The organism is Halobellus captivus, from assembly GCF_007655485.1.
Classification (GTDB): Archaea; Halobacteriota; Halobacteria; order Halobacteriales; family Haloferacaceae; genus Haloquadratum; species Haloquadratum captivum.
On record NZ_VJXQ01000007.1, the window covers coordinates 20,706 to 43,113 of the forward strand.

The following is a 22,408-nucleotide window of genomic DNA, read 5'->3' on the forward strand; positions in this document are numbered from 1 at the left end:
GGCTATGAGATCTACATTCTTCAGTCATTCAATAGGAGAGTCCTGAGTAATAGAACTCAGACAGAGCCGTTCTACCCCGTCCTCTAGTAAGACTTTTAACTGTTGCCGGATTATTGGTAACTACCAGATGTACGAGGTTCTCGACGACACCGCGGCGCAGGTCATCCTCGCTATCGAGAGTGGTGACTCCATCCGCCGTGTCGCCCAACACCTCCACACACCGTACGAGACGGTGAGACAGGCCGTCAATCGGCTGGAAGACGCAGGCTACGTTTCCTATGACGACGGCCTCACTGTCGTCGATGAGCGCGTACGCGACGCAGCACTCGAGCTCGTCGCTGCCAGCGCCAGCGTCAGTCCACCATCCATCGAGGAGGCCTACGTCATCCCGCAGTTCGGTGACTGGCCGTTCGCGTTCACGCGGATCGACGCCGTCTACGTGTGGACTCAGGGCGGCTACCAGGTCGGTCGCGAGCCCGACGACTATCCACTATTCCTCGCTGTTCGTGAGCAGGACGTCGACGCCTGGGAAACGTTTTTCGAATCGTTCGACCTCCCGACCGCATTCGAACGACAGCCCCGAGATGAGCTGGACCGACCGCTGCAGATCGTCCTCGAGCCACGCCCGTCACTCGACATTGAACACGTCGAGGGGTACCCGGTTATCCCGAGAGCAGAGACGATCGAGTATATGCGTGAGAACTACGCCCAGTTCCAGTCGGCGCTGGCGATGCTCGACCGGATGTACGAGGACCTCGACCTCGGCGTCACGTACCGGGAAACGGAACGAGCGCAACCATGAGTTTCCACAACCGGAGTGACGCACTCATCGAACTGCTCGAGGACCTCACTCAGGAGGGACACGAGTACGTCCTTGTCGGCGGCTACGCTGTCTCAGCATTCAACGCACGCTTCTCTACGGACCTCGATATCGTCGTGGCACCAGACTCCAAGGCCGAGTTCGGCGAATTCCTCGAACACGAGGCGCACTACGACTGGGTGGCGTTCGTACCGCAGCGCGAGAGCGACGCCGGCGCGCTGACGAAGTACTTCGGGAAGGACGCCGGCGACGACGACTTCAAGATCAGAGGCATCGAAGCCCGGCAGCGCTCAACCCCGCCGTTCATCGAGGACGTCCAGCGGGATTGTCTCGACCGGCTCGATGCGACGCGGTCACCGGACGCGGTACTCGGGCGTCTCGAAGGTGCAATCGACGAACTGCAGACGGGTAACGTAGCTGTGGAGCGGCTCGTCGAGCGGAATCGTGTCTCCAAGCCGCTGGAAGGCTACTCACAGAATACCCAGAACGTGGCGGCCTTGAAGCGAGCTCGCGAGCAGGATCTGGCAGTCCACCCGGGGCAGGATATCGAGTACGTGGTCGTCGACGACGAAAAATCCTCGCGAGACCGTGTCGCCCTCGCCCACGAAGCGATCGAGACCTACGACGCCTCGTACTACGAAACGCAACTGGTCAGGGCTGTCGAGAGCGTGCTTTCTCCCCTGGGTTGGAATCGGAACGACATTCGACGCGAACTTGATAGGACACGTGTGGTTGGTATTACGGACTGGACGTGACGAACCCCCTCCCCCCTTTTTCGAGTTGTAAGTCACGGAGTATAGGTCACCCAAGACATCGAGAAGGGGGAGCCAAATTAACGAAGATCTATCGAGAGCCGCTGAAACGACATAATACACGGAGGAGAAACCACAAACGAGATCTGGAGAACGTGAATTGTCAGAGATGTCGATTATCTAGTTTAGCTAGATAATCTGTTTTCTCATACTCCAGTACGGTTATGGTGAGTAAACACATAACATAAACTTTCGCATCTCTAGTTACAAGTTGTGAAATTAGACGTTCAGGCCGTCTATTGCGTGTATCTACCATATTGTCCGTCTTGCTATCGATTCTGCTGCTCACCCACCCCTTCATCACGAGTTTACAACTCGAAAAAGGGGGGAGGGGGTGGACTGTTCGAGATCAGCGAATTGACTTCAGTGCTAGTCGTGTTTACCGTCCGGTATTACTGTCATTCGAGAACCGCCCCCGGAAACGCCGTCCTTTCGCGACAATTCTAGTGCTTACTACTCGAAAACGGGGGGTGTGGGGCAGACCGTTTCACCTACCTCATCATTCATAAAATCTAAACTATGTGGATTTTGCTTCTGTGCTCGATTCGACTCACTTGAACTCACAACTCGAAAATAGAGAGGATCGCACCAAGTGTGTTACCACTTCTCAAAATCTTACAACTCGAAAACGGGGGGTCTGGGTCAAGCCAGAATTACGACGATGAAGATCCTTGAGGATCTGTTACAACTCGACAATGGGGGGTGATAGATTCCGAAGACGGTATCTAGCTCACTTCGAGAATACGCGGCTGTAGTTGTTAGATAGGCTGTTATCACTCGGTTACAACTCCACAAAGGTCCATATTTTTATACCAAGAGTTCGAGGGGGTTCATAATGGGACGAGAGGGACGTAGAGCAGGATCGAATCATCCAGAAGGTGAGAAAGGTCGTGAATCCTCCTCTGTTGATCCTGACAATCCCGAGTTGATGGGTGAGGAGATAGATTCTCCCGATACGTCACAGACGACGTTCGAGGACGGCTCGGAACTTGCCGATTCTTCTCAAGAGGCAATAAACGGCGACGGTGGTGGCATCTCAATCCGGGATCGACTCCAAACCGAGTCGTCCGGCGGGGTCTTCGCGAACAAAGACCTCGTTCGATCAGATACCATCATCGACGAGGATCGTATCGTCGGTCGTGATGACCAGCTGGGACGTGTCGTCGACAATCTGAAACCGGTACTCCAGAATGAAGGCATCCCGGATATGCTTCTGAGTGGTCCCTCTGGAACTGGGAAGTCGCTCATCATTCATGCAGTCTGCAAACAGATCGTCGAACTGTGTGAATCTCAAGGCAAGACCTTCGGGGTCATCTCAATCAACTGCGAGGGGCCGAAGACTGCAGATCGGGCTGTCTATCGGTTAGTTAAAGCTGCTGCCGACGATCTCGGTGTTGAACCTGGTGTCCCCCAAACCGGTGTCTCAACGGATCAGAAGCTGGAGCGACTATACGAACTGATGCGCGAGTACTACGACGGTGTCATCTTTATCCTCGATGAGATCGATATGCTTGAGGGACCGTATCAGGAGGCAGAGTACAATTCTCTCATCTACCAGCTTTCACGGGCGCGAAAACTCGCCGATTTTGATGGTCCGATCTCACTTACGGCTATCACGAATTACGCCGATTTCATGAAAGACCTCAACAGCCGTGCACAGAGTTCTTACAATCCTGACGATATCTTCTTCGACGATTACGATGCGACGCAGCTCCGTAGTATTCTCAAATATCGGCGAGACGCCTTCAAGCCAGAATCTCTTGCAGATGACGTCATTCCGCTTGTTGCCGCGTTCGGATCTCAAACGCACGGGGATGCGCGAAAAGCGATTGACCTTCTCAGGTGGGCTGGCGAACTAGCCGAACGGCGTGGTGCTAACACGGTCACCGAGACTGATGTCCGTGAAGCCCAGGAAAAATATACCGAAAATCGAAAACTTCGCCATATTAGCGGGATCTCCACTCAAAAGAAACTCTGCATCTACGCTGTGGCGGCTACTGCCCACTATGCAAGAGAACATCCTGAGTGGATCCCTGCTGGACCTGCGTTCAAGACGTACCAATTCATTGCTGATACGATGGATGCGGATCAGTACAGTCGCGAGACGTTCGTAAATCACGTCACAGAGCAGAGTACGTATGGTGTACTGGACTTCGAGCGTCGAGGCAAGGGGCGAGGTAGAGGAGTGCATATGTATTTCTCCCTCTCCGAGGATCCGGAAACGATCATGGAGACGATTCGTGAGGATTCCCGATTCGAAGATCTAGCTCACGAAGAGGCGACTATCAGCGCTGTTGTCCGCGAACGGCTGAAGCAGTTCCGGAGTAAGAACTAATCTCGCCCGTATTCTCCCCGCACTTACTACTTGAAAATGGAGGGTGTCCGTATCCCGCGTGATGCGTTACAACTCGAAAATGAGGGGTGTCATTCGTCGGGATATCTCGTTACAACTCGAAAACGGGGGGTGGGTGAGCTAAGAGATTTGACGTGCCGATCGATGTACTGTGCTATCTCCTTGCCCTCTCCCATTTACAACTCGAAAACGGGGGGTGTGTCCTACGATTTTCTTGTCGTCGATACCATCGGTGATGCGGAGACGGTGGAGAAACGACGGAAATGCGGGGGATGTGGTCCCTTCAAAATCTGCTTCACCCCTCCACCCACATCCAGTTACGACGGAAACGTGGGGTGGGTGTCCCCTCTCTTCGAGTTTTACTCGTCCGGGTTGACCGATCCCATTCACACTCTGGGGGGTGCCGTCTGCTACGTCTCTAAGGTACTGAAAAGAACATCAGGCTACAGTTCAATCTCGTCTACTCGTCGGGATTCACCGGCCCTTTGTACTTCGACGTTACCGAATCTCCTTCCCGCCACTGCCAGTAGTAGTAGCGGTTGTCGTTGATTTCCTTGATCGTGATCGTCGCCTTCGCCGGCACGTCGTCCGGGAGGTCATCGGGGCGCTCCTCGACGTCGGCGTCGTCCGTCTCCTCCTCGAGACGAGCTTCACGCTCCTTGTGTTCGGCCAACGCCTCGGCGTAGCTGGCAACGTTCCGAAGATGCTCCGGTGTGGCTTCGTTGAGGGCGTCGACGATCTCCGTCGGGAGGTTTGCCGGTGGGGACGGTGGTTCGTAGGACATCGACTCTCTCCGTGTTAACCAACACGAACTCTCTATCTATAGTTTTGTTGGTTAAGACGATGGAGCAAGCTCTTGTTCCTCTCTGCCTGTAACACTACTCGAAACTTCTTTATATATAAGCTTCGTACTATGTTACATCGTGCTCCGGCGCATCGAACTCGAGGTCCTCGCCACGGTCGACCGCGGCGACACGATCTCCGAACTCGCGACGAAGCTCGACCACAGCGAGAGTTACCTCTCTCGTGCCGTCGCCGACCTCGTCGAGAAAGGGCTCGTCTACACGGAACGCGATGGCCGGCGAAAACGCGTCGTCCCGTCGGATGCTCGCGCCGTCGAGCTCTACCAGGACCTCGTCCGCCAGCACTCCCACATCGAGTTCCCCGAGCTGCTGACCGGCAAGGCACTCGAGGTGCTGTACTACCTCGACCAGCCGCGAACTGTCTCCGAGATCGCCGACCGGAGTGACAACTACCGCAACACGGTCAACCGCGTCCTCAAGCGGTTTCGCGACCGGGGTCTCGTCGGAACAGCCGACGGCCACTACGAGTTCAACGCCGACTTCGACCGCCTCCACGAGTTCGCCCGGGAACTCGCACATCATCTACATCGCCAGCGCCTCGAAGCCGTTGCCCCGAAGGGCACGATTCTCTGGGAGGACTACGACGAATTCCTCGCGCAGGCCGAGAAGGAGATCGACGCAGAGGGGTTCCACGAAACCGGCCTCGCTCGGTTCGCGGCCTTCGACCTCCAGTTCCTGCTCACCGGCCACCGCTACTACCTCTACTCCGAGGATCTCGACGCAGTCTCGCCGGCGGAGCTCTGCTGTCACACGCTACTGATCGACGACGGCAGCCGTCACCGCTCGTACTGTCTCCTCCTGCTCAGCCACGTCGACGTCGACGAGGCGGACCTCCGAGAGCAGGCGGCGAAGTATGGCCTCGAAGACGAAATCGACGCCTTGCTCCGTTACCTCGAGACGCACGGCGAGGTCGACGACGACCGGCTCCCGGAGTGGGACGAGTTCCAGGAGCTGGCGGCTGACTACGAGGTGCCACTACCACAATGAGACCAACATTCGGACGTGAGTACATCGAGAACGAATTCCAGCGGATCGGGGACGGGCTATCTGAACCGCTCACGGTCTACCTGATCGGTGGTGGCGCGATGTCGCTGCGCGACCTCAAAGGGGCGACGAAAGACATCGACCTGGTCGTCCCGGATGGCGACGCGTACGGTCAGCTGTGGGCCGTCCTGATGGACCTCGGGTATGCGGAGGTCCAGTCGCTGGATCCAGATTACCGGGCGCTTGGCGCGACGAGCTGCGTCGAGAACGACGACGGGTGTCGTCTCGACATCTTCAACCAGCAGGTCGCGAACAAGCTCGTGCTCACCGACGGGATGCAAGAGCGCAGCGAGCAGTTCCTCGACACGGATCGACTGACGGTCCGGCTGGTCAGCAACGAAGATATCTTCCTGTTCAAGGCGATCGCAGGCCGCGATGACGACATCGAGGACATGAATATGCTCGTGCAGGCCGGCCTCGATTACGACGTCGTCCGGGATGAACTCGAAACCCAGATCGAACGCCTGGGTGACGATCAATTCGCCACGTTCGCGAACGAGGCCCTGGTCGAACTCGAGGAGCGGTACGGAGTGACCACGCCGATCGAGGCCCGCGTCCAGGAACTCACGAATAGGTACTACCGAGGGCTCGAAGTCCTCCAGGCACTCGATGAGCCGATGACCGTCGACGAACTGGCCGCCGATTTGGAGTTGGATACCGACGAGGTTCACGACCGGCTCGCGTATCTCTCAACGTTCGACCGGGTCCACCGAGATGGCGACAGCGTCAGTACGACAGAGTAGAGCCAAGGGCTTTGTTGAGACCTATTGACGGCGCTCTTACTAACACGGGGACTGTCAATGGTCAAGCGGTGCTCGAACGTTAGTCGGCGGGTTGAGGACGCTCTGATGCGGACACGCCCGGAAGCGAGGGCAGCTCTAAATCCACTCGTCGGAGGAACTGGGCGTTGATTGCCACAATCACCGTCGAGAGCGACATCAACAACGCTCCCACTGCCGGCGAGAGCAGGATCCCAATTGGGGCCAGCACGCCAGCGGCGAGTGGGATGGCGAAGACGTTATATCCGGCCGCCCAGACGAGGTTCTCCTGCATCTTCCGATAACTCGCCTTGCTCAGTTTCACGAGGCGGACTACGTCCGTCGGATTGTTCTGGACGAGGATGATGTCCGCCGATTGTACCGCGACGTCCGTCCCGGAACCGATAGCGATGCCGATGTCGGCCCGGGTGAGCGCCGGCGCGTCGTTCACGCCGTCACCGACCATTGCAACGAGATTCCCCCGTTCTTGCAGCTCTTGGACCTTCTCGTCCTTGTCTTCGGGGAGGACCTCGGCGAACACCGTGTCGATGCCGAGTTCGTCAGCGACCGCATTAGCGACGTCCTCGGAGTCACCGGTGAGCATCGCAACCTCGATGCCGAGTTCGTGAAGCGCATCGACGACGTGATAGCTCTCCTCCCGTATCACGTCCGCCAAGGCGAACGCCGCGGTGAGCTCGCCGTCGCGGATCAGGTATACCACGGTGCGTGCATTCTCGCCGGAACGCTCGGCAAACGTTCGTAGTTGATCGGGAACCTCGCTCTCCAAGGTCGAAAGGAGGTTCGGTCCACCGACGTGGACGCTCTGCCCATCGACGCGTGCCCGAACCCCCCGTCCTTTGATCGCCTCGAAGTCGGCCGCCCGGGGACTGGCGACATCGCGTTCGTTGGCCGCCTCACGGATGGCCTCGGCGATCATGTGCTCGGAGTCGGCCTCGACGGCCGCCGCTAACCCTAGCGCCTCTTCTTCGGTCACACCCTCGACGGTCTCGATGTCTACGACGCCCTGCTCGCCCTCGGTGAGCGTTCCCGTCTTGTCGAAGATGATCGTATCGAGCTCTCGTGCTTGTTCCATGGCGATGCGGTCCCGGATGAGCATCCCGTTGCGAGCGGCCAGCGATGTGTTTATCGCCACGACCAGCGGGATTGCGAGCCCAAGCGCGTGTGGACAGGCGATGACCAGCACCGTGACGACGCGCTCGATCACTTCGGCATTGAATGAGATGGCGACGGTCCAGGAGACAGCGGTCACGACGGCCGCACCCAGAGCGACGTAGAATAGCCACCCCGCTGCCCGGTCAGCGAGCATCTGCGTCTTCGACTTACTCTGCTGAGCGTCTTCGACGAGCCGCATAATGCCGGCCAGTGTCGTTTCGTCGCCAGTCGCGTCGATGCGGACTCGGAGGCTGCCGTCCCCGTTGACCGTCCCGCCGATGACCTCGTCGCCGGGCGCCTTCGAGACGGGCTTGGATTCGCCGGTGATCATCGCCTCGTTCACGTCGGAGTCGCCCTCTTCGACAACGCCGTCGGCTGGGACGCTCGCCCCCGGACGGACGAGCACGAGATCTCCCTCTTCGAGCTGGTTCACGGGGACCTCCTCAGTGTCACCTGATTCAGTGATTCGCTCGGCCGTATCGGGCATTAGCTTCGCCAGTTCATCGAGGGCGCTGGAGGCTCGCCGGACCGACCGCATCTCGATCCAGTGGCCCAGCAGCATGATGTCGATCAGCGTCACGAGTTCCCAGAAGAACGCTGACTGGGTCGGGAACACGACGCTCGCAAGACTGTAGACGAAGGCGACGGTGATCGCCATGGAAATGAGCGTCATCATTCCGGGCGAACGGTCTCGCAACTCGGGGACGGCCATCTGCAGGAAGGGAATCCCACCGTAGGCGAACACGATCACCGCGAAGACAGGATTAATCCACTCGCTGCCGGGGAACGCTGGAACCGAGAATCCAAGCCACTCTTGAAGGGTTTCGCTGTATAGGAGGACTGGAATCGAGAGCAGTGTCGAGATGAAGAACCGCCGCCGGAACATCTGCTCGTGGCCCTCGTGCATCCCACCGTGGTCGCCATGGCCGTTGTCTCCACTGTGATCGCCATGACCATCGTGGGCAGTCTTTGATACTTCTGCCTCCTCTTCCAACATCTCCTGCTCAACGTGTGCTTCCTTGTGATCTACGTTCTGCCGAGGTGAACGTCCATCAGGTTGGTCCTGATCCGAACCTGAGGGCATCTCGTCTCCATTCTCGTCAGGATTGTGGTTATCGTGATTTGTCATTTGGTGTCTCCGTTTAGTGGAGCAGTTTCATCTGTAACCTGGCCAGTGGTTCGGATCCGCTCACTCATTCACCTATACGGGTTCCATTTATATGCCATCTTTGCCTAGCAGATATAGGAAAACCTCTCTCTGAAGTTTCCGAATTAAGGAAAACAGGTAATTGGATGCGCAATCTAATCACCGTATGCGCACCTTAGACGACACGGACTTCGAAATCCTTCGGCTTCTCACCGAAGATGCACGCCGGCCCTACCGTGAAATCGCCGACGCCGTCGATCTCAGTTCACCGTCGGTGTCTGACCGCGTTAGTCGGCTACAAGACATGGGAATAATCCGGCGGTTCACGCTCGATCTCGACCGTTCAAAACTCCGTGGCGGTGTTCCCGTTCTCGTTGAACTCGCAGTCCAACCCGACATGGTCGATGATATCCGGGATACCCTTGCACTGGCAGATGGCGTTGAGCACGTGTTCACTGCCTCTGATCCTCGCGTATTCTTCCAATCCCGTCTCCCGAATGCAGATGTTCGGACATTCTTGCTGGACACGTTCGATACTGAGGAGTGGGAAGCGATCACTGATTACGAGGTGGTCGTCCTCACGAGTGCCGACTGGACGCCCCAAATCAGTGGGACCGACCTTGCAGTCACCTGTGCCCAGTGTGGCAACGACGTGAGTGAGGACGGTGAGACGCTCGAAATCGACGGCAGTTTGTACTATCTCTGTTGTCCCTCCTGTCTTGACCAGTTCAAATCACGGTATGACCAATTCAGCGCGAACGCCTGACTGAGTTGCTCCCCTGCTTTTTTGGCTTTTTAGAACCCATCCAGGATTTCGAGACGAAAGGGATAACCGACCAGTCTAGAGTAGCAAACGTATGCAGAAGGTTACGCTGGATGACTTGGAGAATGACCCCTTCCACGCCGACGTAACGAAACATGCGACGGAGCCGCTGAACCTCAACAGTCTGGCATTGAACTACTTCGAACTTGAACCAGGTGACGAGCTTTCCGGCGGGTTACACACGCACATGAACCAAGAAGAGGTCTTCTACGTCGTCGAGGGAACTGCGACGTTCCATACGAAAGGCGACGAGATGACCGTTGAAGCCGGCGAAATCGTCAGGTTCGCACCGGGGGAGTACCAGTCCGGGAAAAATGAGGGCGAACAACGAGTTCGCGTGATTGCACTCGGCGCCCCACAGGACGCTGGTGAGACTCGTGTTGCTGCTCCATGTCAAGAATGTGGCGCGGACTATCACGTTGCCGAAGCTGGTGACGACGGAATTTCGCTTTCGTGTCCGGACTGCGGAAACGAGCCCGAACAGTAGGGCCCCTTGGAGGATTGATAGGTACTGAAGCATTGGCCTGTGAATGAACCCTCGACTCAGGCTTTCCGTCAGACGTGGTAATTATCCCCCGACAGAATAGGAGGTGCTATGAAACCCTCCCGTGAGACTAGTCGAGGGATTGGGTTGCTTCTCCTCCTGTCTCGTTTTCGACGGGGACCTCTTCACCAAGTTCGGCATTCGGAAGCGTGAGCGCAACCACGAATCCAACTGCCATGATCGCTGCCGCTACTAGGAAGACCGCGCTGAAGCTGTTCGAGAGTACGGTTGTCACGATTTGAGCGGCCTCCGGGGGCAAGCTGTTTAGCATCGACGGGGTGATTTCCTCGCCGCCTTCGATGAGGTGCTGTGCAGTTGATTCATCGAGGGTCGTCCCCGTGAGCCGGGTCGAGAGTTGGTTTCCGAGGACGGCACCGAGGATTGCGACGCCAACCCCCTCCCCGAGCGTACGGCTGAACATAACTGACGACGTCACAACCGCCAAATCTTCTCTCTCAACGGCGTTCTGGATGCCCACTTCGAGTGTGGGCATCGTCAACCCGAGGCCGCTCCCGGTCACGAACATAAACACGCTCGCCCAGAGGAGGCTGGTGTTGACACCCATCGTACTGAGGAGATAGTAGCCACCAGCAGCGAGGGCGGCACCCAGGACGGTGAACGGCTTGTAATAGCCGACCTTGCTCATCAGCTGCCCGGTGACAGCGGATAAGACGATGAATCCGCCGATGAGTGGCAGGAGGAGGAGGCCAGCGTTCGTCCCGGAAACGTCGAGGACGGTCTGGAGGAAGATCGGAATATAGGTCAGCCCCCCGAGCAGGCCGATGCCGACAACAGCAAAGCCGATAAAGTCGATACCAGCAATCGTCCGGTTCCCAAGGAGCGAGACTGGGAAGATTGGCTCGTCGATGCGGAGCTCTTGGTAGACGAAGAGGATAGTGCTGGCGAGAAAAACTGCCGCGAGGGAGAGTATCTGCCCAGAGTCCCACGCGAAGCGAGAGCCACCCCACGTCGTGATGAGTAACAGGGTGATCGTGGCGACGGTCACCAGCAGGGCACCAAGATAGTCGATGGTGTGATCTTCGTTGGGAACGGGGAGGTCAAGATGTGTCTGAACTACTCCCAGGGCAACGAGCCCGATGGGGATGTTGATGAAGAAGATCCAACGCCACGTGAAGTGTTCAGTGAGGTACCCACCGAGAACGGGCCCGCCCATCGTGGCCAGGCCGAAGTACCATCACGTAGCTGATGTACTTCCCGCGCTCACGGGGGCTGAAGAGGTCGCCGACGATGATGGTTGCCATCGAGAGGAGCCCGCCACCACCGATCCCCTGGATTGCACGGAAGATCGTGATCTGTGCCATGCCACTCAGATACTGATCAAGTATCGGGATTTGCCCGGCGAAGCCGCTCAGGACGCTCCCGATGAGGAACGTGACGATGGCGAAACTGTAGACTGGCCCCCGACCGTAGATGTCTGAGAGCCGCCCGTAGAGTGCGATTGTGACGGTTACCGTAATGAGGTAGCCCGTAACGAGCCAGGAGTAGCTCCCTCCACCACTGAGATCCCCGACAATCGTCGGAAGTGCGGGAGCGATGATGGACTGGTCCATTGCCGCCATGAGCATCCCGGCTATCACGCCCAGGAAGATGATCATACGCTGGCGATTCGTCCCACTGAAGGAAGCCTCGCCGTCGTCCCGGGGCTGCTCATTCATAGCTGTTCACCTTGCGCGTACTGACGAGCGTCCCGCTCGGTACCTCCAAGCGAGCTCGGATTGACTGTCTTCGCATCACTCCTATCTATACGTACTACTGTTTAACGCGGTTTTTGCTTACCAGATTTAGGCAAATTGGGGAACAGGCCTTTCCTTCAAAGGCTACTGATGAGTTTCGGCTGTACAACCTGACGATACTGATTTCGATTCAGACTGCGGCTTTCACCGTGTGAAGTCGTTTTCATTGAAAACGATTCACCGTCTGTAGCCCTCTGGTTTATGGGTGATATTCTCATTCCGCTTGATTCCGAAGGCCAAGGGCTCAGAATTCCTAATACCTGAAAGGGAAACTCCACTGAATAAGGACCCCGTATGTATAGGTGATGAGTCAGCGAAGAACCCACATCGAAATTCAGGGGATGAGCTGCGCGAACTGTTCGCAGACCATCTCCGACGCTGTCAGTTCACTTGACGGTGTCTCGGAGGCGAACATCAACTTCGCCACCGACGAGGGATCGGTCGCATACGACCCCGAGCAGGTCTCACTCAGCGAGATATTCGGCGCAATCGAGGACGCTGGGTATTCGCCAGTGACCGACTCGGTGACGATTGCGATCACCGACATGTCGTGTGCGAACTGCTCGGAGACAATAGAAGACGCACTCGAAGGGACGCCAGGCGTCGTCAATGCCAACGTGAACTTTGCAACTGACGAGGCAAAAGTCACGTACGACCCGGCCGAGGTGAAGGTGAGAACCCTCTACGAGGCCATCGAAGATGCCGGCTATTCGCCTGTCCAAGAGGATGCCGAGACCGACGATGGTTCAACTGGCGATGCCCGAGAGGAAGCCCGGCAAGGGGAGATCCAGCGGCAACTGCGATTGACGCTGTTCGGGGGCGTGCTGTCCCTCCCCTTACTGGTGTTCATGGCAGACCATCTGTTGGAGCTTGGCATCGTCGGCGACGCCCTCCTCGGCATTCCGTCTGGGTGGGTCGCCTTCGCTCTAGCGACACCCGTCCAACTGGTGCTTGGTCGGCCGTTCTACAAGAACTCCTACAAGGCGCTCGTCAAGAACGGCCGGGCCAACATGGACGTACTGATCGCGCTGGGATCGACCACCGCATTCGTCTACTCTGTGGCGGTGTTGCTCGACCTCATCGCTGGTGGGCTGTACTTCGACACGGCGGCATTCATCCTGGTGTTCATCACGCTCGGTAACTACCTGGAGGCTCGCTCGAAAGGGCAGGCCGGCGAGGCGCTCCGAAAACTCCTCGAGATGGAGGCCGACACCGCCACCATCGTCGATGAAAACGGGAATGAGGAAGAAATTCCGCTCGAAGATGTCGACGTCGGCGACCGAATGAAGGTCCGCCCCGGCGAGCAGATTCCGACCGACGGTGTCGTCGTCGATGGCCAGTCGGCTGTCGACGAGTCCATGGTCACCGGCGAGTCAGTCCCCGTCGAGAAGTCCGAGGGAGACGACGTCGTTGGCTCGACGATTAACGAGAATGGTGTCCTCACCGTTGAGGCGACGAAAGTTGGGACGGACACCGCGCTCCAGCAGATCGTCCAGACGGTGAAGGAGGCACAGTCTCGACAACCCGACATCCAGAACGTCGCCGACCGCATCTCTGCGTACTTCGTCCCTGCAGTCATCGTGAACGCGGTCATCTGGGGCGCCGTCTGGTACGTGTTCCCCGAGGTGCTCGCGGGTTTCGTCGACGTCCTCCCGCTATGGGGACTCGTCGCAGGTGGCCCCGTCGCCGCAGGCGGGGTCTCAGTCTTCGAGTTCGCGATCATCGTGTTCGCCTCGTCCGTGCTAATCGCCTGTCCCTGTGCGCTGGGGCTGGCGACGCCCGCGGCGACGATGGTTGGAACGACCCTCGGTGCACAGAACGGCGTCCTGTTCAAGGGCGGCGACGTCCTCGAGCGCGCCAAAGACGTCAACACGGTCGTCTTCGACAAGACCGGGACGCTCACGAAGGGCGAAATGGAGCTGACCGATGTCGTTGTCTTCGACGGCGACGGCCAACCTCTCACCGAGGGTGGGAATCCTGCTACTGATGGCGGGCAACTCGCTGCTGCTGAGCGGCTTGGTGAGGATGACGTACTTCGGCTCGCAGCGATCGCGGAGAGCGGGAGCGAACACCCGCTTGCCCGGGCGATTGTCGATGGAGCGAAAGCTCGCGGTATCGACGTGGCCGATCCCGACGATTTCGAGAACGTCCCCGGTCACGGCATTAAAGCGAACGTGAGCAGCAGCGAGGTGCTGGTCGGTAATCGGAAGCTCCTGCGTGACAACGGGATCGACCCCTCGCCCGCTCAGGAGACGATGGAGCGCCTCGAGAACGAGGGGAAGACGGCGATGTTAGTCGCTTACGAAGGTGAACTCGTGGGCGTCGTTGCCGACGCCGACACGGTCAAGGAGAGTGCGAAGGACGCCGTGCGCCAGCTGCAGGAGCGCGGCGTCGACGTGATGATGATCACCGGCGACAACGAGCGTACTGCACGCGCCGTCGCTGAACAGGTCGGTATTGACCCGACAAACGTCCGTGCGGAAGTCCTGCCCGAGGACAAGTCGGACGCGGTTGAGTCCATCCAGGCCGACGGCCGGCAGGCGATGATGGTCGGTGACGGGGTCAACGACGCACCCGCACTAGCGGTTGCGTACGTCGGGACGGCCATCGGCTCGGGTACGGACGTGGCGATCGAGGCGGCGGACGTCACATTGATGCGCGACGACCCTCTGGACGTAGTGAAGGCAATCCGCATCTCGGACGCAACGCTCGAGAAAATAAAGCAGAACCTCGTGTGGGCGCTGGGGTACAACACAGCGATGATCCCGCTGGCCTCGCTTGGGCTGCTCCAGCCCGTACTCGCTGCCGGCGCGATGGCGTTCTCGAGTGTGTCGGTGCTGTCGAACAGCCTGCTGTTCCGCCGGTATACGCCCGACCACGACTACATGCTACTCGGTCGTCTTCGCTAAACACCTCACTGCGATTCTGATTTAGTATTTTTCGAGCATCGTACCTACCTTGCCTGATGATTAACGTGCGGGACCACTTCTCCTACCAAGATTAAACACGACAAGCGAGAATGTGTAGTACATGCGTGAATTTGTCTTTACCATCGAGTACGACAAGGGTGTTGACGAGGTGATGGATCTCTTCATCGACAATCCGGACTTGACCGCTCGCTCGATGGAGATCAATGCGACCAGCGAGGCAGTATGGGGGATTGAGAAGGTGGTCGGCCCCGCTGCTGTTCTCAACGAGTTCGACGACGCACTGGAACGCGTCGCTAATTCTCCGGACACAACCGGAATGTGTGGGGCACCCGTGACTGAATACGAATACACGATCCTCTCGTCGAATGCGGAATCTCGGAAGATTCACTGGCTTCGCCGGGAAGGTGATGGTCCACGGTCGATTCCCTTGGTCGCGGCGAAACACATCGGCGAGGGATTGATAATGCGTACGGAGCGACGTGGTGACCAATACCGGTGGCGGATGCTTATCGACGGGCCAGTATCAGCGATTCACGAGGAAGTCCGAGCGAACCTGCGAGAGGGGCTGTCGCTGACTGTTGAACGACTCGGTACACCGCCATGTTTGGTCGACGACGGCCGCGTCCAGCAAACTCTCACGCCCGAACAGAAGTCTGCGCTTGAAGCTGCAATCGAACGTGGGTACTACGAAGAGCCACGGCAGCAATCGGTCGCGGAAATCGCTGAAGATGTCGGTGTGTCACGGTCGACCTTCCAGTACCGTCTCAACCGAGCGGAAGCGTGGCTGGCACAACAGTTCGCCGCCGATTCGCTCGACGTGGATCTCGACGTGGATCTCGACCCCGAGGACATTGAGTTCATCCAGTAAACTGCACGTCGAACTCCTCGACGGTTGGAATATGTCGAAGTAAATCCCATCCCTAAGAATCTCGTAGGGCCGGGTATGGCAACGACTGGTGCGAGTGTTCAGCTGATTCGTAACGCGACTATCCTCCTGGACGTCGGTGACACGACGTTCCTCGTGGATCCGATGTTCACGCCGGAGGGCGAGATGCCGACGGTGACAGACAACCCGGCAGTTCCGGAGTTCCTCACCACGGCGAATCAGGATCGGAATCCGCTTGTTCCGCTGCCCGACGTTGATCTCACCTACGACGCTGTGGTCGTTACGCACCGCCACCCCGACCACTGGGACGAGGCGGCCAGAGAGGAACTCGATGCCGACGTGCCGCTGTTCTGTCAGCCCGAGGAGGCCGACGCCTTCACTGACGAGGCCTTCACTGATGTTCGCCCCGTCGACGACGAAACCACCTTCGAGGGGGTCACAATCCACCGGACGCCGGGCCAGCACGGGCACGGCGAGCTCGCCGAGGGAATGGGTCCGGTCTCGGGCTTCGTTTTCGAGGGCGACGAGACAGTGTATGTCGCCGGGGACACGATCTGGTACGAACCGGTCGAGGAGACACTTGACCAGTACGAACCCGATCTGGTGGTTCTCAACGGCGGCGAAGCGCAGTTCGATCAGGGCGAACCCATCACGATGGGGGTCGAGGACATCAACGCTGTCCGAGAGGCCACTGACGCCGAAATAGTGGTCGTCCACATGGAGGCGATCAACCATTGCTTGCTGTCGCGCGAGGAACTGCGGGCAGAGACAGAGGATGTACACGTTCCCGAGGACGGCGAGCGGTACAGTCTATAACGCGGGAACGCCCGCCTACAACTGTCCCATGTTGTAACCATTGGTTCGGGGTAGTTACTCCGCTAGCTCAGCTGGGAGTCGGCCATCCGGACGCGGAACACGGCCCCGTTTGATCTCGTGATCGACGCGACGCAGGTGTTTGCAGCCGCCTTCGGGTGAACGCTGCTGCCAGTCGGGACAGGTACACGATTCGTCGACGACGTCGACTTCGTACCTGTTGCCGGACGCGGACTGCACCTCGTAGCGGCCACCTTTCGAGAGGAGTGAGACGTCCATCGCTTCGGCGACGGCACGCTTCGTGCGGGGCTCGAGATCGTCCTTCGACTGTGCGTTCTCGTCGACGACCAGTCGGTCGCGAACGTCACCCGTTCGGCCACCGTCGGGAGCGACGGCTTTCGCAGGGCCACTGAGCCGCTCGTGGAGCACTTCCTCCACCGGATGGCCTTCCGGCCACAGGTAGTGGACCTCACGGCGCTCGCGATGGTCATAGGAGCCGCACGCGGCTGCGCTCCCGGTCCAGACGCGCCAGGCACCGAGTGTGGCCATCACGTCGACGATGTCGCGGGGGACCGTCTGGTGGTCGTCCGGGAAGAACACCCGGAAGCGGGTACACGCCTCCTGCGGCGGGACGGTCTCCCACCAGTCTTCGCTGGAGCCCCAGCTGTCGTACATCGCGTCGTCGCTCCCGTAGCCGACGGTCACGCCGTCGACCGGCGTCCAGTCCGCCGGGAGGTGTTCCGCCGCGCCTTCGAGCACCCGGAGGGCGGCGTATCGGAGGTACTCGTGGGCTTGGTTGTCTGTCGTTCTGGCGACTTGGTCGTGCTGCTCGGCAACGTGCTCGGCTTCCTCGAGGACCGTCGTGAGATAGGGTTCAGTCATCATTCGACGGAGGTCTGAATGCGCCTCCGCCCCTCCGCGGGCGCAGAAAAACTTAACCAACAGAACGGAAGGGATCCATCACTCTGTTGGTTAACTGTGTTGGGACGAGGATTCGCTTTCGAGCACGTCGATGAGCTCTTCTGCTGTGGAACTGATCCGTCCGAGCCGCTCGCGAACGACCTCGGAATCGTCCGACTCCCACGCAGCGAGGTAGAACGCCGATCCGCTCGTGTCGAGCCCGCAGTACCGCCCAACGACGTACGCGACGGCTTCGGCCTCGACTTCGCGTTTTGCCCGCTCGGTGTCGTCGTCGACGTCGAAGTGGAGCAGAGCGTGGGCGTACTCGTGAATTAGCGTCCGCGCGAGGTCGGCCTCGTTCTCCCGATCACGCACCTCGACGAGCGGCTGAACGTCGACGAGGCTCAGCTGCTCGCAGATGCCCTTTGCCTCGCCGTGGGTCCACTCCTCGGCTGGAACGATCTGCACCGTCACGCCGAGGTCGTCAGCGGCGTCAGTCAACTGTTCGACGAGATTGCCGGCGTCGCCGGTCGCTTCCGTGTCCAGGTCGGGAAGCGGTTCGCCCTCGGTCTGGGAGACGTCGAACACCGGCGCAGGCTTGAATCCGACCAGGCCCTCGGACCACTCCTCGGGCGGCGTCTCGTCGTACTCACAGTCACTGTCCTCGTGGTAGCTCGGCGAATTCTCGCACTCCGGGCACTGCTTGGTGATGATCGGCGCCCAGATCCAGATGGCCGATTCGCCCTCCGTGACGTGACGGTTGAACTCCTCCTGCCACGTCCGGTAGCCCGCCACCCGGCTCGCCTCGGGACACTGCCGCTTGATGAGGAGCGTGTTCCGGTAGGAGTAGTCGTGGAAACGACTCTGGACATCGAGCCACTCCTGGAACTCGTCGCTGGTCTGTGCGTCGTCGACGCCGGCGACGAGGTCGTCGATCCACTGTTCGATGGTACTGTTCATCTCGTCTGATCGCGTGTCGGTCTGGTCGAAGGAGACCGACGAGTCTCTGGTCGTAGACATCGTGTTCACCGAATCGAGTTCACGGCGACAGCGTCTGTTCAGACCGCGCCGCACCCCTCAGGGGCGTTCAAAAACCGCTCTGTCGGTCAGCGGAGCTCGTGGCGTTCGTCCGCGAAGCCGACCATGACGAGGTACTCAAGGAACTCGTCGAACCGCTCGACGTCACTGGGCGTGTCGGTCGCAAGATGACGCGCCCACTCGATGGCCCACTGGAAGGCGGGATCCGTGCCGCCCTTGCCGTGAATGTACCACCACCGGGCCGCTTTCAGCACGACGAGCGGATTCGTCGGCGGCTGCTCGCCGGCGAGCCCACGGGTGATAGATTCGATTTCGTCGGGGACGTCGGCGGGATCGACCTCCGTTGATTGCGTGTTGTCGATATCGACCGGAATCTCGTCGATCGAGACGTTGTCAGGACGCTGTTGTTGACTCACTGGAAGTCACCTCTGAGAGCTTTCGAAGAAGCCCTCGCCCTCTCTGGGGGCACGAAAAACAGGTCGAGAAGTCACGCCGGCGGGAGGTAGACGCTCTGCTCGCCGACGATCTCCTCCAGGTTGTTTCGATGGCGGTGGCTGAAGTAGCACTCGTAGCTGCAGTATCCACAGATCGCGCCGGTATCGTATTCGACCACGTACGGGCCGCGGCGAGTTCGCCAGACGTTCGTCCCGCACTCGGTACAGGCGGCGTCCTCGAGATCGGCAGGACTCGGTCCCTCGTACTCGACGTTGAGCCCCTCGTTTTGCGGTGTCGTTTCGGGCCAGATTCCGTGGGTCTTCCAAAACTCACGGACGCAAGCGAGGCTGTGGCGCACCGTCTTTCGCACGGTGACGTGGTCGGCGTCGCGACCGCTGTCGTCCCAGCCGTCGGCCGTCCAGAACTCACCGAACTGCGCGCCGCGATGCAGCCCGTTCCAGTCGACGCCGACGATGTCGGCTGGTGGCTCGTCCGTGAGTGTCGGTCGGGTCAACTGTCGAATGGCATCGAGCTGCTTAGGCGGACTCCCGCCGAGGATGTGGACGCGCCGCCCTCTCCAATCGGCAGGGTCGGAGAACTCGTGGGCCAGGCGGTCGGCGTATCCCCGTGAATACCCGAGGACGAGGGTCTCGGGAATCGCGCCGATCACCGCCTGCGACTTCGGAACGACGATGAGCTCGGCCTCGGGGTAGCTCGCTTGGATCTCACGAGCCGCAGCGACGTGGGCGTCGACGTCGTCGATTTCGTCGACGTCCCCGATGACCCCGACCTGTGGTTCGTACTCGAAGAAACGGTCGACGAACCGCTCCAGATCGGGATTCCGGAAATCGTTGTCGAGCATCCCGACGGGGAGGCTAAGGTTCTGATACTGCGCCTCCTGGTACCCACAGTCCTCGCGAAAGCCGGGAAGGAACCCGAGGCCGAAAGCGTCGACGACAAACGGGGCTCGATGCAGAAACGCCACGTAGTCTGCCTGTCTGGCGGCGGCGATTTCGCGGGCGGTGCTGGTGCTGGAGCTCAGCTCGAGGGACATGATTAGGATCGCGAGGCCGCTGCTGGTTGCCCCGCACCCTTTCAGGGGCCCGAAAAACCGAGACTCAGGCAGTTAACCAACAATAAGGAAACCCACGCGGAATGTGTTGGTTAAGAACAGAACTTACTCTTCGCCCTTACGTAGCTCTTCAGCCTTCCACTTGAGTCGGCGCAGGATCTGCGTCCGATTCTGGTGGGCGTTCTCGTAGGCAACGCACTCCTGGAGGGTTTCCATATCAGGAATCGTCTCGATCCCTGCCTTGATCAGGCGCGTGTTCGGTGCTTCAAGCCGCTTTTCAGGCGGAAATTCGTCTGACGCCTCTGAGTCGTCTGTAGAAGTACCCATAACGGATGCCTCCACCTATCGAGGGCACGAGCAACAGCAGAGAATTGAAGCAGTAGATCTTGAGAAGATGTAGCCACTGCGAATGAGACCATCAAAATAGAGACCTGCCACGACAGGATTCGCACTACCTCGAAGCCCAATCAGGCTTCCGAGGATTCGAGCAAAACGAGGTTCTGAACAGGGTATGGGTTATTCTCGCCGGCGAACTCGTCCTCAGGGACGTAATGCCAGAGGTGGCCGTCTACCTGGTAGAGAAACGACTCGCCGCCTTCTGCTTCAACTCGTACTCGCTTCCCGACATTATCGTCTTCTTCCCAGCCGATCACGGTCAACGGCTCGACGGGCCATTCAAAGAATTTGACCGAGTCACCACGCTCCAACTCTTCAAAAGTCTCTATATCCCCCTGCTGTGGCTCTCGCGCGTCGAGAGTCGGATTATGCTCAATAGACATGGTCTCTGGGTACGCCCCTACTCACTTAATACTGTCAGCAGTGGATTCCAGCCGCTAGAACGGAAGCACGCCTGGCGAATCTTCAATCCGACTGCTCTTAGCCCATCGCCTCTTGGAATCGCTCACGTAGCGCATCTTCGCGTTCTTCGAATTGCTCGACTTTCTCCTGCAGGTCGTCGCTGACGCGCTCGATGCTCGCCAGCGCTCGTTCGCCGGCCAGCGACGCCTGTGACCCGTCGTCACCGTCCGCCGCTAACTCCTGCTCGTACGCCTGTTCGACGCGCTCGATCGTGCCTTCCGGATTGAACAGGATGTCGTTGGCGATCCGAACGTACTGATCGAGGGATGCCCCCTCTTTCCCCTGGAAGAAGTGGGTGAGGGCGTACGTCGCGCCGGAATGCAGCGTCCACATATCGATCTCGAAGGGGGACGCCGCATTGGCTTCTGCATCGCCGGCGGCACGCTCGGCTAGGTAGTCCGGGAAGCCCAGGAGCGTGTAGAACTCCGTGACGGTGAACGGAAGTTCGGAGAAGTCGAGGTCGATTTCCTGGGCGTCCCGGATGAACTCGAAGAGGTCATCGGCGACGAGTTCGACCTGTGCGAGGAGTTCCTCCCACCAGGTGCGGAAGTTCCGTACGTCGCCGATGTGTTTGATGACCTCTTTGTCGGTGAGCGAGCGCATCGTGTTCGAGCAGTAGCCGTCCTGGGCGAACCCCTCCACGTAGACGGCGTGCTCGCCGAAGAAGTCGTAGCCCGACGTGACGCCCATCGTGATCGGGTCCGACCGGCCAGGAAGGCGCACCTCGAGGCCATCGAACATGATGTCCATGTGGACCTCGCCGCCGCCCCGGTAGCGCCGAATCTCGCCGAACATCACCTCGCCCAGCGGCGTCCCGTCGATGGTCTCCTCGCGGAGGACCTCCTCCAGCGGCCCGTAGACGTCGACCGGGTTGATGATCGAGTACGAGTCAGTCGGAATGTGAAATAGTGACTCTTCCTCGGCGTCTCCATCTGCCTCTGCTTGTAACCGCGACGGCTCGACAATTGCGTTGAACCGCTCTGTTTCGACCCACTCGTCACTGTACGGATTGCGATACGCGACTGCTGTATCGACCGCTTGCGGGAGGGTTCGAATCGCTTCACTGAAGCTGATCGGTTCGGGACCTCCGTGTTGCTCGGCGTACCACTCGGGTAGTTCGGTGTCGGTTCGCCCATCGAGGCCTGCGAAGACCGTAGCTGTCTCTGGGTCTTTCATATGTACTCCGAAGGCGCGAAGCGTTCCGATCTGCGCCTCCACCCATCGAGGCGCAAAAAACGACGCTACGGTTGCCGACACTCGTGAGCTTGGATTCGCTCTGGAAGCCCGACTCTTCCACAGAGCGGACACTCGACGAGTGGTGTCGGCGGGAGATTCTGCCACGCAGCAAGGGCTCCTCGGAGATGGGCCTTCGTCTCCGCCGACTT

Annotated in this window: 21 protein-coding genes; 10 read left to right on the forward strand and 11 right to left on the reverse strand. The window is 59.1% G+C overall.

Annotation, left to right across the window (positions count from 1 at the left end; genetic code table 11):
* The first annotated feature begins 127 nt into the window (after window positions 1–127).
* From FJT57_RS14805 to FJT57_RS14815, 3 genes are all read left to right on the forward strand, one after another.
* Window positions 128–802: a helix-turn-helix domain-containing protein gene (locus FJT57_RS14805; RefSeq protein WP_144906580.1), complete on the forward strand. Its 675-nt coding sequence runs from the start codon at window positions 128–130 to the stop codon at window positions 800–802.
* Window positions 799–1,575 carry a DNA polymerase domain-containing protein gene (locus FJT57_RS14810; protein WP_238994015.1) on the forward strand — a complete coding sequence of 259 codons (777 nt, stop codon included), beginning with the start codon at window positions 799–801 and terminating at the stop codon, window positions 1,573–1,575. Before FJT57_RS14805 ends, FJT57_RS14810 begins: the two co-directional genes overlap by 4 nt.
* Before the next feature lie 985 nt (window positions 1,576–2,560).
* On the forward strand, window positions 2,561–3,967 hold the full coding sequence (locus tag FJT57_RS14815; RefSeq protein WP_144906673.1) for an AAA family ATPase: 1,407 nt from the start codon (window positions 2,561–2,563) through the stop codon (window positions 3,965–3,967).
* Between the two features lie 478 nt (window positions 3,968–4,445).
* Here the strand turns inward: FJT57_RS14815 and FJT57_RS14820 are convergent, their stop codons facing one another.
* Entirely contained in the window at window positions 4,446–4,769 is a 324-nt protein-coding gene (locus tag FJT57_RS14820) for a hypothetical protein (RefSeq protein WP_144906582.1), read from the reverse strand.
* Window positions 4,770–4,908: 139 nt separating this feature from the next.
* Here FJT57_RS14820 and FJT57_RS14825 point away from each other — a divergent pair, with 139 nt between their 5' ends.
* Entirely contained in the window at window positions 4,909–5,835 is a 927-nt protein-coding gene (locus FJT57_RS14825; protein ID WP_144906584.1) for a helix-turn-helix transcriptional regulator, read from the forward strand.
* A complete protein-coding gene (locus tag FJT57_RS14830; RefSeq protein WP_144906586.1) occupies window positions 5,832–6,635 on the forward strand; it encodes a DUF6036 family nucleotidyltransferase in 804 nt (267 codons plus the stop codon). Before FJT57_RS14825 ends, FJT57_RS14830 begins: the two co-directional genes overlap by 4 nt.
* Before the next feature lie 79 nt (window positions 6,636–6,714).
* On the opposite strand, the gene FJT57_RS14835 is transcribed toward FJT57_RS14830, so the two are convergent.
* Complete coding sequence (locus FJT57_RS14835; protein ID WP_394348819.1) at window positions 6,715–8,820, reverse strand: copper-translocating P-type ATPase; 2,106 nt, start codon at window positions 8,818–8,820, stop codon at window positions 6,715–6,717.
* Between the two features lie 316 nt (window positions 8,821–9,136).
* On the opposite strand from FJT57_RS14835, the gene FJT57_RS14840 reads away from it, so the two are divergent.
* On the forward strand, window positions 9,137–9,736 hold the full coding sequence (locus tag FJT57_RS14840) for a winged helix-turn-helix transcriptional regulator (protein ID WP_144906588.1): 600 nt from the start codon (window positions 9,137–9,139) through the stop codon (window positions 9,734–9,736).
* Between the two features lie 91 nt (window positions 9,737–9,827).
* On the forward strand, window positions 9,828–10,280 hold the full coding sequence (locus FJT57_RS14845) for a cupin domain-containing protein (protein ID WP_144906590.1): 453 nt from the start codon (window positions 9,828–9,830) through the stop codon (window positions 10,278–10,280).
* 127 nt (window positions 10,281–10,407) lie between these two features.
* Here FJT57_RS14845 and FJT57_RS14850 read toward each other — a convergent pair whose 3' ends face one another.
* On the reverse strand, window positions 10,408–11,511 hold the full coding sequence (locus FJT57_RS14850; protein WP_203229203.1) for an MFS transporter: 1,104 nt from the start codon (window positions 11,509–11,511) through the stop codon (window positions 10,408–10,410).
* A complete protein-coding gene (locus FJT57_RS17220; protein WP_203229204.1) occupies window positions 11,477–12,013 on the reverse strand; it encodes an MFS transporter in 537 nt (178 codons plus the stop codon). The genes FJT57_RS14850 and FJT57_RS17220 overlap by 35 nt, the downstream gene beginning before the upstream one ends.
* Window positions 12,014–12,396: 383 nt before the next feature.
* Between FJT57_RS17220 and FJT57_RS14855 the strand changes: the two genes are divergently transcribed.
* The 3 genes from FJT57_RS14855 (at window position 12,397) to FJT57_RS14865 (ending at window position 16,723) form a co-directional block, all read left to right on the forward strand.
* Entirely contained in the window at window positions 12,397–15,000 is a 2,604-nt protein-coding gene (locus tag FJT57_RS14855; RefSeq protein WP_144906592.1) for a heavy metal translocating P-type ATPase, read from the forward strand.
* Window positions 15,001–15,121: 121 nt separating this feature from the next.
* Entirely contained in the window at window positions 15,122–15,889 is a 768-nt protein-coding gene (locus FJT57_RS14860; RefSeq protein ID WP_144906594.1) for a helix-turn-helix domain-containing protein, read from the forward strand.
* A gap of 75 nt (window positions 15,890–15,964) precedes the next feature.
* On the forward strand, window positions 15,965–16,723 hold the full coding sequence (locus FJT57_RS14865) for an MBL fold metallo-hydrolase (protein ID WP_144906596.1): 759 nt from the start codon (window positions 15,965–15,967) through the stop codon (window positions 16,721–16,723).
* Between the two features lie 54 nt (window positions 16,724–16,777).
* Here FJT57_RS14865 and FJT57_RS14870 read toward each other — a convergent pair whose 3' ends face one another.
* From FJT57_RS14870 to FJT57_RS14900, 7 genes are all read right to left on the reverse strand, one after another.
* Entirely contained in the window at window positions 16,778–17,602 is an 825-nt protein-coding gene (locus FJT57_RS14870; RefSeq protein WP_144906598.1) for a hypothetical protein, read from the reverse strand.
* 90 nt (window positions 17,603–17,692) lie between these two features.
* Window positions 17,693–18,640, reverse strand: a complete 948-nt coding sequence (locus FJT57_RS14875) for an ArdC-like ssDNA-binding domain-containing protein (RefSeq protein ID WP_144906600.1) — start codon at window positions 18,638–18,640, stop codon at window positions 17,693–17,695.
* An 86-nt stretch (window positions 18,641–18,726) separates the two neighbouring features.
* Window positions 18,727–19,074, reverse strand: coding sequence for a hypothetical protein (locus FJT57_RS14880; RefSeq protein ID WP_144906603.1), 348 nt, complete (start codon window positions 19,072–19,074; stop codon window positions 18,727–18,729).
* 71 nt (window positions 19,075–19,145) lie between these two features.
* On the reverse strand, window positions 19,146–20,147 hold the full coding sequence (locus FJT57_RS14885) for a DUF6610 family protein (RefSeq protein WP_144906605.1): 1,002 nt from the start codon (window positions 20,145–20,147) through the stop codon (window positions 19,146–19,148).
* Window positions 20,148–20,270: 123 nt separating this feature from the next.
* On the reverse strand, window positions 20,271–20,492 hold the full coding sequence (locus FJT57_RS14890) for a hypothetical protein (RefSeq protein WP_144906607.1): 222 nt from the start codon (window positions 20,490–20,492) through the stop codon (window positions 20,271–20,273).
* Between the two features lie 140 nt (window positions 20,493–20,632).
* The gene (locus FJT57_RS14895) at window positions 20,633–20,944 is read right to left on the reverse strand and encodes a hypothetical protein (RefSeq protein ID WP_054584773.1); all 312 of its coding nucleotides are present in this window, start codon (window positions 20,942–20,944) and stop codon (window positions 20,633–20,635) included.
* A gap of 97 nt (window positions 20,945–21,041) precedes the next feature.
* The gene (locus FJT57_RS14900) at window positions 21,042–22,199 is read right to left on the reverse strand and encodes a hypothetical protein (RefSeq protein WP_144906608.1); all 1,158 of its coding nucleotides are present in this window, start codon (window positions 22,197–22,199) and stop codon (window positions 21,042–21,044) included.
* Between the last annotated feature and the right edge of the window lie 209 nt (window positions 22,200–22,408).